We start from the raw sequence: 10,094 nt of genomic DNA on the forward strand, positions 1-10,094 counted from the left end.
CGCATGTGCTCGCGCTCGGTGGCTTCGTCGATGCCCTGGTAGTGGATCCAGCGCCAGCCGTGGCAGGCGATCTCGTGGCCCAGTTCGACAAAGGCGCGGGTCAGTTCAGGATGGCGTTGCAGCGCCATCGACACGCCGAAGATGGTCAGCGGCAGGCCGCGCTTCTCGAACTCGCGCAGCAGGCGCCAGACGCCGGCGCGCGAGCCGTATTCGTAGATGCCCTCCATGCTCATGTGGCGGTCGGGGTAGGCCGCGGCGCCGACGATCTCGGAGAGGAACTGCTCGGAGGCGGCGTCGCCGTGCAGCACGCAGTTTTCGCCGCCTTCTTCGTAGTTGAGGACGAACTGCAGCGCAACGCGCGCACCGCCCGGCCAGCGGGCGTGCGGCGGCCGGGCGCCGTAACCGATGAGATCGCGTGGATAGCGGGACTGGAGCATGGTGGTGGAGTCGGAATTGGATCGGGAAGTCATACGGTTCAGTTCAACGCATAAGGGGCCAGCATGCCCGCATACGCCTTGGGCAGCGGCCGCGCCCAGTCGCCGCGCTTGCTGGTGCCCAGGCGCACCGAGACCAGCGCCTCGGCCATCTTGACCGCGCACACCACGCCGTCGATCACCGGTGCGCCGATGGCGTCGGCGATCTCGTCGCACAGGTCGGTCATGCCGGCGCACCCCAGCACGATGCATTCGCTGCGGTCTTCAACCAGCGCCTGGCGGCAGGCCTCGGTGATGATGCGGCGCGCGTCCGAGCCCGGGCGCTCCAGTTCCAGCACGGGCAGGTCGCAGGCGCGCACGTTGTTGCAGAAGCGCTTCATGCCGTAGCGCTCGGCCAGGTGCCAGGCGATATTGCAGGTGCGCGCCAGCGTGGTCACCACGCTGAAGCTGCTGCCGACCACGCTGGCCATATGCATGGCGGCCTCGGCGATGCCGATCACCGGCCCGCGTGCCACCTCGCGCGCGGCGTACAGGCCGGGGTCGCCGAAGCAGGCGATCACGTAGCCGTCCACGCCCTCCTGCTCGCCGGCCAGGATCTCGTCGAGGATGCCGGGCACGGACAGGGCTTCGTCATAGTGGCTTTCGATGGAAGCCGGTCCCATGCGCGGGCTGACCGCGCTGATGCGCGTTCCCGGTGCCGCCACGGCGACGGCGCACTGCCCGATCTTGTCGGTCATGCTCTGGGTGGTATTGGGGTTGATGATCTTCAGCTTCATAGACGCGGCTCTGCTAAGTGCGGTCGAAATCGTGCAGTCGAAAGAATGGTTCCGGGGCTCAGGCCTGGCTGGCGGCACGGCTGCCGAAGTGGCCGGGCATCATGCGCGGCGCCAGTTGCCGGTACAGCACCAGCGCAATGCCCATGCCGATAAACCAGCTGTAGTTGGCCGCGGACTGCCAGGCCGGCACCACCACGCACAGGATCGGGATGATGGCCGCCGGGATCATGGTGGCCACCGCCGCCGGGTTGAAGCCGTTGCGGTACCAGTAGCGGCCGCGCGGGTTCAGCGTGTACAGGTCGTCGACGTCGACATGCTGGCGCCGCACCAGGTAGTAGTCCGCAATCAGGATGCCGAACAGCGGGCCGATGAAGGCGCCCAGCACGTCCAGCGTGTAGTGGATCACCGCCGGATTGTTGTACAGGTTCCACGGCGTGATGAAGATCGAAGCCACGGCCGCGATCATGCCGCCGGTGCGCCAGCTGATGTGCTTGGGCGAGACGTTGGAGAAGTCGAATGCCGGCGAAACGAAGTTGGCGACGATATTGATGCCGATGGTCGCGGTCATGAAGGTGAAAGCGCCCAGCAGCATGGCGAAGGTGCTGTCGATATGGCTGACGGTCTCCACCGGGTCGGTGATCAGCTTGCCGAACACCGGCAGCGTGGCCGAGGTCGTGATCACGGTCAGCAGCGAGAAGCCCAGGAAGTTGACCGGCAGGCCCCAGAAGTTGCCGCGCTTGACCGACTTGAAGTCCTTGGCATAGCGCGAGAAGTCGCCGAAGTTCAGCATCGGGCCGGAGAAATACGACACCACCAGCGCGATCGCGCTCAGCATCACCGGCACCGCTTCCCAGCCGGTGTACTTGACGAAGCTCAGCGTGAAATTGACGTTCTCCCAGCCGGCCTTGTTCACCAGCCAGATCGCCAGCGCGATCATAACCACGTACACCGCCGGGCCGGCCCAGTCGATGAACTTGCGGATGGTCTCCATGCCGGTCCAGAACACCAGCGCCTGCAACACCCACAGCACCATGAATGCGGCCCAGCCCAGCGTGGAGAGTCCGGCAAAGCCGTGCAGCTTCACGTCGGCATAGGGCGCCAGCGCGGGGAAGAAGTGCAGCGCCAGCACCAGGAAGGCGCTGGAAGCCAGGTAGGTCTGGATGCCGTACCACGCCACTGCGATGAGCCCGCGGATCACCGCCGGGATATTGGCGCCGAGCACGCCGAACGAGGCCCGGCAGATCACCGGATAAGGCGTGCCGGTCACCTGGCTGGGCTTGGCCACCAGGTTGCAGAAGTACTGCACGATCAGGATGCCGACCAGCAGCGACACCAGCACCTGCCAGCTGGTCAGCCCCAGCGCGAACAGGCTGCCGGCGGTGATATAGCCGCCCACGCTGTGCACGTCCGACATCCAGAAGGCAAAGATGTTGTAGGTGCCCCAGGTCTGCTTGCGCAGCGGCGCCAGGTCCTCATTGGTCAGGCGTTCGTCATACCCCGGCTTGATCAGGGCGTTGCCGTGTGCGGCATGCCCGGCCTGCACCTGCGGTGCGTCGGCGGGGGTTGCGGTCGTTTGCATCATCTGAGTCTCCTGGCAGATGTGTGTCTTGACGATAGGCGACATGCGGCCGTTGGGCTCTTTGGTGTGCGCCGGTGGAAAGCTGCTTTTTATTGACTACAAAATTGTCTACAAAATTGATTTAGTGTGTAGACGATGTTGTAGATCACGGATTCGTGATTGTCAACATTCGCTTTCCCTGAAGTCTTCTCGCCCAATCCGGAATGTCCTCAGGGGTTTACCCCCGGCTTGATTCGTGCGAATCCTGAATATAGGATGTCCAACATCCCATCTGTAGATGGCCTGGAAAAGAGACAAAATTGGAGACAACTGTGGGGCATGGTCCGCTTTCCCGATTCACCGTACTCGACCTCACGCGCGTGCGCTCCGGTCCGGCCGCCGTGCGCCAGTTCGCCGACTGGGGGGCGACCGTCATCAAGATCGAAGAGCCGGGCCAGGCGCCCGATGACAAGCCGGGCGGTTCGGCGCAGTTTGCCGACTACCAGAACACCCATCGCAACAAGCAGAGCATTACGCTCAACCTCAAGCATCCGGAGGGGCGCGCGCTGTTCCTGGAGCTGGTGCGCAAGGCCGATGTGGTGGTGGAGAACTACCGGCCCAACGTGAAGTTCAAGCTGGGCATCGACTATGAGTCGCTGCGCAAGGTCAATCCGCGCATCGTCTATGGCAGCGTATCGGGGTTCGGGCAGGATGGTCCGTACCACGAGCGCCCGGGTCTGGACCAGATCGCGCAAGGGATCTCCGGCATGATGTCGGTCACGGGCGAACCCGGGCGCGGACCGATGCGCGCGGGGATTCCCGTTGCGGACCTGACCGCCGGTCTGTTCTGCGCGATCGGCCTGATGGTGGCGCTGCTGGAACGCGAAGTGTCCGGCCAGGGCCAGTGGGTGCAGACCTCCCTGCTGCAATCGCAGCTGTGGATGATGGACTTCCAGGCCATGCGCTGGCTGATGAATGGCGAGGTGCCGGGCCAGAGCGGCAACGATCATCCCACCAGCAGCCCGACCGGCGTGTTCCCGACGCAGGATGGCTACATGAATATTGCCGCCATGGGCAACGACATCTTCGCGCGGCTGTGCAAGGTGCTTGAGGTGCCTGAACTCATCGCGGACGAGCGCTTCCTGACGGTGCCGTTGCGTGCCCGCAATCGGCCGGCGCTGAACGCCGCGATCGCCGGGCGCACGCGCACCCGCACCACCGAGGAATGGATCGCCCGCATGAATCGCGAAGGGGTGCCGTGCGGCCCCATCCTCAGCATGAACGAGGCCTTCGCCGATCCGCAGGTCGAACATCTGCGCATGAGCCAGCCCATCGAGCACCCCAGGCTGGGCACGATCTCCGTCGTCGGCCAGCCGGTGATCCTGAGCCGGACCTCGCTGGGCGAACTGGCGCCGGCACCGGAGAGCGGTGAGCACAACCACGACGTGTACCGCTCGCTGCTCGGCCTGGATTCCGCGCGGATCGAAGCGCTTGCAGCGCAGGGGGTCATCTGATTGGGCGCTACCATATCCGCCATGATTGCCCCGCTTCCGGGGCCACGGACATGACGGAGATTCTGATGAAGGCCCAACTTGGCATGGAGATTCGCGGATTCACGAGCCTGCGCCGGCCGGACAACCTGCCCGACGAGATCGCGCACCAGATCCGCCAGCGCATCCTGGACGGCACCCTGGCCCACGGGCAGCAGCTGCCCACGGAGAACGAGCTGGCCACCGCGTTCGACGTGAGCCGCAATGTCGTGCGCGAGGCCATCGCGCGCCTGAAGCTGGCCGGCTACGTTGAAACCCGGCGCGGCACCGGCACGTTCGTGGCGCAGGGCATCGGGCAGCGCAACTTCGAGATCGTCACCGACGAGCTGCTGCATGAGGATGCGCTCGAGCATGTCTTCCAGCTGCGCGTCGAGATCGAATCGGGCGCGGCCGCGCTGGCGGCGCGGTTCCGCACGCCCGCGCAGCTGGAGGCGCTGCGACTGGCGCTGGCGAAGGTCGATGAAGCGGGCGCAGACTGGGAAAAGGGCGCGGACACCGCGCTCGATTTTCACCTCGCTGTGGGCAATGCGACCAACAACCCGTACTTCATCCGCTTGATGGCCCATCTGAGCCATGTGCTCCACGACTCCGTGCGCACGCTGCGTTCCACCTCGACCGGGACCACGCGCATCGCGGAAGTCGAGCAGGAGCACCACGCGATCTTCGACGCCATTGCCGCGGGGAACGCCGACCAGGCGCGCGCCGCCATGCGCTACCACCTGACCAACGGTATTGAAAGACATAAGGCCCGAGCGCCTGGAAAGACAACATGACCACGACACGCATACTGCAAGGCGAGATTACCGATACCCTGCTGGTGGAAAAACGCGGCCGCACCGGCTGGATTACCTTCAACGACCCTGGCCGCCACAACGCCGTCTCATTCGACATGTGGGCGGCACTGCCCCAGGCGCTCGCAGCGTTCGAGCAGGACGACGAAGTGCGCTCGATAGTGCTGACTGGCGCCGGAGAGCGCGCCTTCGTGAGCGGGGCGAACATCGCGCAGTTCGACAACCTGCGCTCCGGCGAAGAGGCCGTCGCGGCCTATGAGCAAGTGGCAGAGGCTGCCCAGCTGGCCCTCTACGACCACGCCAAGCCGACCCTCGCCAGGATCAAGGGCTATTGCATCGGCGGCGGCCTGAATATCGCGCTGTGCTGTGACATCCGGATCGCGTCGTCCGACAGCACCTTTGCCATTCCGGCCGGCAAGCTCGGCCTGGGCTACCGGCTCACCGCAATCCGGAATCTGGTCAGCACGGTCGGCGCCGCCAATGCGCTCGAAATCTTCCTGACCGCCAACCGCTATGCGGCGGCGGACGCCAAGGCCCTTGGCCTGGTCCATCACGTGACCGATGCGGCCGACCTCGACACGACGCTGCAGACACGCCTGGACCAGATTGCCGCCAATGCGCCCCTCACGCTGCGCGCCGGCAAACGCATGATTCGTCAATTGCAGCAGCTGGGCCCGCAGGTCGATATCGCGGGCATGCAGCAGCTCGTCATGCAGTGCTTCGCCAGCGACGATTACCGCGAGGGCAAGCGCGCCTTCGCCGAAAAGCGCAGCCCCGTCTTCAAGGGCCAATAAGCGTTACATCCCGGCGATCCGGGAATATCGGCAATACCGCCACGCATGACGTGGGGACACATACAAAAGAGAGGAGATATGGCATGAACACGAAGCAGAGGCTTGTCCTCGCGATGGCCGTGGCCGGCCTGGGCCTGGCAGGGCACGCGGCGGCCCAATATCCGCAACAGCCCATCCGTATCGTGGTGGGCTATGCGGCCGGGGGCACCACCGACATCCTGGCGCGGGCGCTGGCCGAACAACTGGCCAGCGAGCTGAAGCAGTCGGTGATCATCGAGAACAAGCCCGGCGCGGCCGGCAACTCGGCCGCCGCCTATGTGCAGCAGTCGGCGCCGGATGGCTATACGCTGTTCATGGCAACCGTGTCGAGCCACGGCATCAACCCAGCCTTGTACAAGAAAACGCTGGGCTACGAGCCGGTCAGCGGCTTTGCGCCCGTCAGCATGGTCGCCTCGATCCCGCTCGTGCTGATCACGACCCCGAACCTGCCCGCCAGGAACGTGCCTGACCTGGTGACGCTGGCCCGGAAGAAGTCGGGAGAGCTGAACTACGCATCCAGCGGCAACGGTTCGCCGGTCCACCTGGCCGGTGCGATGTTTGCCCAGAGCGCCAATGCCAAGCTGGTGCATGTGCCGTATCGGGGCGGAGCGCTTGCCAATACTTCGGTGATCGCCGGCGAGACGCAACTGAGCTTCGCCACGCTGCCTGGCGCCCTGCCGCAGGTGAAGGCCGGCAGGCTGCGCGCCATCGCCGTGACCACCAGGGAGCGGTCGCCGCAGCTGCCGGATGTTCCCGCCATGCGTGAAGTGCCGGGCTTCGGCAGCTTCGAGATCAATACCTGGAATGCATTGCTGGCACCGAAAAATACGCCACAGCCGGTGATCGATGCGCTGAACCGGGCCGTCGCCAGGTCACTGGCATCGCCGAAGCTTATTCAGCGCTTCAACGGGGAGGGGGCGACGCCGGCAAGCAGCACCCCGGCCGAACTCAGCCGCTTCGTCAACGCCGAGCTGGCCAAATGGGCTGGCGTCGTGAAAGACCTGGACGTCAAGGTCGACTGAAGGCAGGCGTCCGCAGAAGCGGGGCTTCTGCGGGCGGCCTTGCAGTCCGGCCAATCTCAATACGCAATCTTCGCCGTCAGGCTCACGCTGCGCGGATCCGCGGGCTGGATGTAGTTCTCGTACTGGAAGCCCCAGTAGCGCTTGTTGGTCACGTTATTCAGCGCGGCGCGCAGCGTCAGGTCCTTGCCGGCGACGCGGGTGTTGTAGCTCGCGCCGAGATTGAACACCGTGTAGCCGCCGGCCTCCAGCGTATTGCCCGCGTTCAGCTTGGTATTGCCGGTGTACTTGCCATCGACGCCAAGGCGCAGGCCGGGCACGAACGGCACGCGGTAGCTGATGCGTCCGGCCAGCACCAGGTCAGGCGCACCGGCGACGCGCTTGCCGTTGTTGGCCAGGCCCTTGTCGTAGTACGAGTCCAGGTACATCGCGCTCGCGCCGAATTCCCACTGCGGGCCCAGCCGGTACACGCCGGCCAGTTCCAGCCCCTGGTAGATCGAGGTGCCGTCCTGCTGGCGCGTCGGCACGCCGCCGTTGATGCTGTCGTACTCGGCGCCGCGCTCGATGCGGAAGGCGGCGGCGGTGGCGCTCCAGGCGGCCTGGTCGGCCTTGACGCCGACTTCATACTGCTTGCTGCGGATCGGGCTGAGCAGCTGGCGAGCGTTGGTGTAGCCATCCGGCACGATCGAGCCGGGCTCCAGCGCTTCCACGTAGCTGGCGTAGACCGTGGCCGTGGGCACGGGCTTGAACATCAGCGCCAGCGTGGGCGTGACCACGCCGTTCTTGCTGTAGCTGGAGCTCACCGGCACGTAGCCGTTCTGCTCGAAGTTGGTCACGCGCAGGCCGGCCAGCACCGACCAGCGCTCGCTCAGCTGGACGGTGTCGCTGGCGAACACCGACTTCTGCGTGATGTCGCTGTTGCGCACCTTGTTGAAGGCGGTCGAGCTGAAGTACGTGTTGGTGTTGGGCTCGAAGATATTGCCGGCGCCGATGACGGCGCCGAAGCCGTTGTTGTCATAGCGGTCGATCTGCTTCTGCCACGACAGGCCCGCCACCAGCTGGTGCCCGAACGGCCCGGTGCGGAACTTGCCTTCCAGCATCGCCTGCCATTGGCCCACCTGCTGGTTCTGCGCGGTGTCGTAGCGCTGGTCGCTGTAGTCGCCGGCCTGGTTCAGCAGGTTGTAGGTGCTTTCGTTGCGGCTGCGGTTGACCTTGGTGAAGCTGTAGTTTGTGCTCACCGCCCAGTCCGGATTGATCTGGTAGCGCAGGCCGGTGCTGTACAGCTGCAGGTTGGTGTTCAGGTGCTGGTCGGCACCGGCGAAGTTGCGGATGCGGCCGGACACCGCGGCCGGCAGGGCCGTGTCGCCGTAGCTCCACAGACTGAACGACGGCATCTGGCCAGTGGCGCGACGGTCCTGGTAGATCGAGTCGAAGGTCCAGGTCAGGTCCCTGGTCAGGCGCGCATCCAGGCCCAGCGAGGCGCTGTCGCGCTTGATATTGCGCGCGTTGTAGGGCGTGCCTTCCTCGTGCGTCACGTTCAGGCGGTAGCCGAACATATTGTTCGGGCCGGCGCGCCCGCCCAGGTCGACGTGCTCGCTCCAGACATTGGCGGCGCGGTAGCCCAGTTCGAACGAGGCGGAGAAGGTGTCGGTCGGCTTCTTGGTGACGTAGTTGACGATGCCGCCCGGGGTGGCGAAGCCGTACATGAAGCCCGGCAGCCCCTTGAGCAGTTCCACTTGCTCCATGTGCTCGTAGGGCAGCGTGATGCCGTAGGCCACGAACGGCAGCCCGTTGATCTTGAAGCCGTTCTGCCAGTCGATCTGCAGGCCGCGCACGCTCAGGTAGCTGGACCAGCTGTTGTAGCCGTTGCCGTTGTCGCTGACCGACGCATCCATCGCAAACACATCGCCCAGCTTGGCCACCTGGCGCTCAGCAAGGTCTTCGCCGGTGACGATGGTGGTGGAGTACGGGGTGTCGAGCTGCGTGCGCGAGCCCAGCGCGCCGGTGCTGGCCTTTTTCTCAAGCTGCAGGCCGGAATCGTCGACCGCCGAGGCGCTGACGGTCACCGCGGGCAGCGACTGCGCATCCGCCGGCGCCGCGGCTTGCTGTGCCAGCGCGGCGGTTGCCGGAAAGCCGACCACGACAGCCAGTTGTGCCAGCACGGCGAGATGGCGGGGCATGGGTGCGCGCAGGCGCGCGGCGCGAATGACTTGACGATTCATGAGGGGACCCGCCGGGGCAGGAGACAGGCAAGCCTGTATGTAAATGTAGGTACAAATGCGAATAATTCGCATTTATGAAAAGACCGAATGATGCTAGCGTTGGGATGGGGCGTCAAGACGCCAAATGAGCCTTGTGGTTGAAAACAACGGGGCGGCATCAAACTGGGCGACGTAGCTCATATGAGCTACAATGTGAATACAATTGGCGTGGACAAATCTCAAACTGGTCGAGATGTCCACTTATCCGTTCTCCACTTCGCTATTGTTCGCAGGAGCCTGTCATGTCCGCTTCGACCTTTGTCCGAGCCCGTATCGACGTTGAAATCAAGGAAGAGGCCGCGATCGTTCTGGAAGCGATGGGACTGACGGTTTCAGACGCCGTGCGCATGCTTTTGACGCGCGTGGCACGTGAAAAGGCATTGCCTGTGGAACTGATGACTCCCAATCCAGCAACCATTGCGTCGCTAAAAGAGGCGCGGGCCGGTGGCCTCCGCAAGTTCGGGTCGGTGAGCGACCTGATGGCGGATCTCAACGATGAGGACGATTGAACGGACGACCCAATTCAAGCGCGATTACAAGCGCGAACTCAAAGGGCCGTTCAAGGCGCTGCTGCAAAGCCCGGCTGGTGACTGGTTTGCAATCCTGACTGCCTTGGCGAGTGACATGTCGCTGCCGGACAAATTTCGCGACCATGCGCTTGGCGGCCAGTGGAAGGACTTCCGGGATTGCCATGTTCGGCCAGACCTTTTGCTGATCTATCGGAAGCCAGACCCTTGGACACTGCAACTTGTCCGGCTTGGGTCGCATAGCGAGCTGGCCATGTAACGCGCAGTCCAGACCGCCAGCAAATGAAAAGCGCGCGGCACGATCAGCGATGGGACTGACGGTTTCAGACGCCGTGCGCATGCTTT

At 64.5% G+C, this 10,094-nt stretch carries 10 protein-coding genes; 6 read left to right on the forward strand and 4 right to left on the reverse strand.

Going from position 1 to position 10,094, the window contains the following annotated elements:
• The 3 genes from AC3WRI_RS13690 to AC3WRI_RS13700 all read right to left on the reverse strand — a co-directional run.
• Positions 1–437: polysaccharide deacetylase family protein (locus AC3WRI_RS13690; protein WP_492293452.1), on the reverse strand; the 437-nt coding region annotated here is incomplete at its 3' end.
• A gap of 38 nt (positions 438–475) precedes the next feature.
• Complete coding sequence (locus AC3WRI_RS13695; RefSeq protein WP_010810757.1) at positions 476–1,210, reverse strand: aspartate/glutamate racemase family protein; 735 nt, start codon at positions 1,208–1,210, stop codon at positions 476–478.
• A 58-nt stretch (positions 1,211–1,268) separates the two neighbouring features.
• Positions 1,269–2,792: an NCS1 family nucleobase:cation symporter-1 gene (locus AC3WRI_RS13700; RefSeq protein WP_041688251.1), complete on the reverse strand. Its 1,524-nt coding sequence runs from the start codon at positions 2,790–2,792 to the stop codon at positions 1,269–1,271.
• A gap of 308 nt (positions 2,793–3,100) precedes the next feature.
• Here AC3WRI_RS13700 and AC3WRI_RS13705 point away from each other — a divergent pair, with 308 nt between their 5' ends.
• From AC3WRI_RS13705 to AC3WRI_RS13720, 4 genes are all read left to right on the forward strand, one after another.
• Positions 3,101–4,282, forward strand: a complete 1,182-nt coding sequence (locus tag AC3WRI_RS13705) for a CaiB/BaiF CoA transferase family protein (RefSeq protein ID WP_010810755.1) — start codon at positions 3,101–3,103, stop codon at positions 4,280–4,282.
• A gap of 65 nt (positions 4,283–4,347) precedes the next feature.
• Positions 4,348–5,091 (forward strand): FadR/GntR family transcriptional regulator, encoded by a 744-nt coding sequence (locus tag AC3WRI_RS13710; RefSeq protein ID WP_010810754.1) that lies wholly within the window; start codon positions 4,348–4,350, stop codon positions 5,089–5,091.
• Positions 5,088–5,903: an enoyl-CoA hydratase gene (locus tag AC3WRI_RS13715; RefSeq protein WP_011617905.1), complete on the forward strand. Its 816-nt coding sequence runs from the start codon at positions 5,088–5,090 to the stop codon at positions 5,901–5,903. The genes AC3WRI_RS13710 and AC3WRI_RS13715 overlap by 4 nt, the downstream gene beginning before the upstream one ends.
• A gap of 83 nt (positions 5,904–5,986) precedes the next feature.
• The gene (locus tag AC3WRI_RS13720) at positions 5,987–6,964 is read left to right on the forward strand and encodes a Bug family tripartite tricarboxylate transporter substrate binding protein (protein ID WP_010810752.1); all 978 of its coding nucleotides are present in this window, start codon (positions 5,987–5,989) and stop codon (positions 6,962–6,964) included.
• A gap of 56 nt (positions 6,965–7,020) precedes the next feature.
• On the opposite strand, the gene AC3WRI_RS13725 is transcribed toward AC3WRI_RS13720, so the two are convergent.
• Positions 7,021–9,183 (reverse strand): TonB-dependent siderophore receptor, encoded by a 2,163-nt coding sequence (locus tag AC3WRI_RS13725; RefSeq protein ID WP_011617904.1) that lies wholly within the window; start codon positions 9,181–9,183, stop codon positions 7,021–7,023.
• A gap of 281 nt (positions 9,184–9,464) precedes the next feature.
• Between AC3WRI_RS13725 and AC3WRI_RS13730 the strand changes: the two genes are divergently transcribed.
• Positions 9,465–9,731 carry a type II toxin-antitoxin system RelB/DinJ family antitoxin gene (locus tag AC3WRI_RS13730; RefSeq protein ID WP_010810750.1) on the forward strand — a complete coding sequence of 89 codons (267 nt, stop codon included), beginning with the start codon at positions 9,465–9,467 and terminating at the stop codon, positions 9,729–9,731.
• Positions 9,718–10,008 carry a type II toxin-antitoxin system YafQ family toxin gene (locus tag AC3WRI_RS13735; RefSeq protein ID WP_011617903.1) on the forward strand — a complete coding sequence of 97 codons (291 nt, stop codon included), beginning with the start codon at positions 9,718–9,720 and terminating at the stop codon, positions 10,006–10,008. The genes AC3WRI_RS13730 and AC3WRI_RS13735 overlap by 14 nt, the downstream gene beginning before the upstream one ends.
• The last annotated feature ends 86 nt before the right edge of the window (positions 10,009–10,094 follow it).

The sequence above is a fragment of the Cupriavidus sp. FW305-27 genome (assembly GCF_058787995.1).

Excerpts from the sequence above, each read along its gene's own strand:
- AC3WRI_RS13715 (WP_011617905.1), top strand. The coding sequence starts at position 5,088 with ATGACCACGACACGCATACTGCAAGGCGAGATTACCGATACCCTGCTG.
- AC3WRI_RS13700 (WP_041688251.1), bottom strand. The coding sequence starts at position 2,792 with ATGATGCAAACGACCGCAACCCCCGCCGACGCACCGCAGGTGCAGGCC.
- AC3WRI_RS13725 (WP_011617904.1), bottom strand. The coding sequence starts at position 9,183 with ATGAATCGTCAAGTCATTCGCGCCGCGCGCCTGCGCGCACCCATGCCC.
- AC3WRI_RS13720 (WP_010810752.1), top strand. The coding sequence starts at position 5,987 with ATGAACACGAAGCAGAGGCTTGTCCTCGCGATGGCCGTGGCCGGCCTG.
- AC3WRI_RS13710 (WP_010810754.1), top strand. The coding sequence starts at position 4,348 with ATGAAGGCCCAACTTGGCATGGAGATTCGCGGATTCACGAGCCTGCGC.
- AC3WRI_RS13735 (WP_011617903.1), top strand. The coding sequence starts at position 9,718 with ATGAGGACGATTGAACGGACGACCCAATTCAAGCGCGATTACAAGCGC.
- AC3WRI_RS13730 (WP_010810750.1), top strand. The coding sequence starts at position 9,465 with ATGTCCGCTTCGACCTTTGTCCGAGCCCGTATCGACGTTGAAATCAAG.
- AC3WRI_RS13695 (WP_010810757.1), bottom strand. The coding sequence starts at position 1,210 with ATGAAGCTGAAGATCATCAACCCCAATACCACCCAGAGCATGACCGAC.